This window comes from Desulfamplus magnetovallimortis (assembly GCF_900170035.1).
In the GTDB taxonomy this organism is placed as follows: Bacteria; Desulfobacterota; Desulfobacteria; order Desulfobacterales; family Desulfobacteraceae; genus Desulfamplus; species Desulfamplus magnetovallimortis.
Map to the genome: position 1 here is coordinate 36,198 of NZ_LT828550.1, position 2,126 is coordinate 38,323.

A 2,126-nucleotide genomic window follows, 5' to 3' on the forward strand; every position below is an offset into this window, starting at 1 on the left:
GGGTGCGACCTAAAGTCGCTGATATTATTGTTAATTAATGCAAATTAACCTGCCGTATCACCGGCAGTTTCTTACCCTGACATGCATTACCGGTAACGGTTTTGTGTGAAGCTCAGGGGACAATGGAATCCTTGACCGAAAGGTCTGGAGAGGAAACCGTGAGGCAACCTCAACTCTGGTAGCATCAAACCGGATGGAAGCTAAGAATGATGGTATGCGTAACACATGTGAATCGTTGATAAACGTCGTTAGCGATGAGAGGCTAAAGATGCTGTTAAGCCTTAACCAAAAGGTAAGGGGTATGGTTATGATGCTCCGCTTTCATCATACGTGATCTAAAATTCCCCCGGCGGATAGACGGACGCTAACCCATCGTGTAATATCAGTGGAACAGGGTAAGCCCAATTGTCTCCATTTAAGTATGGAAAGCAAGCCGTAAGGTGAGCCCATAGGCAAGTGGGTAGAGGAGGTCGGAGAAAGCAAATGCCATTCTGTAATGGAGTGGATAGAGGGTTATCCCTTATCACGAAAGTGAGCAGACTTCCGGCAGGTGTTGAATCACGGGAAATGTCTGGACGATTGTATCTTAATGGTGAGGATAGATGATGACTGTTATAGCCATTGACGGCCTTAAGAACTTTGATTTTGCCTGGAAATCCATTAACTGGGAAGCTATGCAAAACAATGTAAATCGTTTACAAGCACGTATCGTGAAGGCAGTAAAGGAAGGGAACAAGGAAAAAGTCCGCAGCCTGCAACGTCTGCTGTCCATGTCATTTGCAGCCAAATTATTGGCAGTGAAACGGGTATCAGAAAACAAGGGCAAACGGACACCAGGTGTCGATAATCGACTACTTGATTCGGCAAAGAAAAAACTGCATCAGGTTTTAACTTTAAATCGTGCAGGGTATCACTCCCAGCCATTAAAACGAGTATATATTCCCAAAAAGAATGGTAAGAAAAGACCGCTGGGCATTCCTGTCATGAAAGACAGATCGGAACAAGCCCTGGAATTACAAGGACTTGACCCTGTGTCAGAATGCACGGCTGATTGTCACTCTTATGGATTCCGTAAAATGAGATCAACACAGGATGCCACGAGTGCCATTTATAACGCTTTAAGGCGTAAAGGCAGTGCAAACTACATTCTTGAAGGGGATATTAAAAGCTGTTTTGATTGTATCTCCCATGAATGGATGCTTGATAACATCCCGATGCACAAACAGAAACTCAAAATATGGCTGAAATCCGGTTATCTTGAAAGGGGAATTTTTCATCCCACAAAGGAAGGTACTCCGCAAGGTGGTATAATATCACCTGTATTGGCCAATATGGTACTTGACGGAATGGAGGATTTGCTCAAACATAGCTTCAGGAAACAAGATAAAATCCATATGGTCAGGTATGCGGATGACTTTGTAATAACCGGTAGCTCTAAAGAATTGCTACAATATGCTGTAAAGCCTCTATTGGTGAGATTCCTTAAGGAAAGAGGATTGAGTTTATCAGCAGAAAAGACCTTGATTACTCACATTGATGAGGGATTTGATTTTCTGGGATTTAACTTCAGGAAATATAAGGGGAAGCTGCTTATAAAACCTGCAAAATCCAGTATTGCAAGGATAAAAGAGAAAATCAGAACGATCATTAAATCCAATAAAACTGGAACTACTGATAATCTGATCTTAGCACTTAACCCCATTATAAGGGGATGGGCTAACTATTACCGCCATGTGGTCAGTTCTGAAGTATTTGGTAAAATTGACCATGCAATCTGGCATACTACCTGGCGTTGGAGCCGTCGAAGGCATCCCAATAAATCTTCTCGCTGGATAAAGAATAAATATTTCCAACAGGAGGGCGACAGGGATTGGGTATTTGGGGAGAAAGAGAGTTCAGAAAGACTCTTGAGAATGGGACAAATACATATTCGACGTCATATTAAAATTAAAGCTGATGCAAATCCCTATGATCCATTATGGGATGACTACTTTGCCAAACGTTCCAAACCTAAAGCTGCCGGGTTCTTAAATGAACTTTATCAATGCTTGAGCCCTGTGCGGTGAAAGTCGCACGCAGGGTTCTTAGGAGGCTTGGGAGTGGTAACACTCCCCGGCTATCCGACA

Annotated in this window: 2 protein-coding genes; both read left to right on the forward strand. The window is 42.9% G+C overall.

Annotated features, from left to right (window positions below):
- Nucleotides 1-483 precede the first annotated feature (483 nt).
- Nucleotides 484-606, forward strand: a complete 123-nt coding sequence (locus MTBBW1_RS30005) for a hypothetical protein (RefSeq protein ID WP_281255651.1) — start codon at nt 484-486, stop codon at nt 604-606.
- On the forward strand, nt 603-2,066 hold the full coding sequence (ltrA, locus tag MTBBW1_RS17195; protein WP_245809447.1) for a group II intron reverse transcriptase/maturase: 1,464 nt from the start codon (nt 603-605) through the stop codon (nt 2,064-2,066). Before MTBBW1_RS30005 ends, ltrA begins: the two co-directional genes overlap by 4 nt.
- Nucleotides 2,067-2,126: the final 60 nt, after the last annotated feature.

Excerpts from the sequence above, each read along its gene's own strand:
- ltrA (WP_245809447.1), top strand. The coding sequence starts at position 603 with ATGATGACTGTTATAGCCATTGACGGCCTTAAGAACTTTGATTTTGCC.
- MTBBW1_RS30005 (WP_281255651.1), top strand. The coding sequence starts at position 484 with ATGCCATTCTGTAATGGAGTGGATAGAGGGTTATCCCTTATCACGAAA.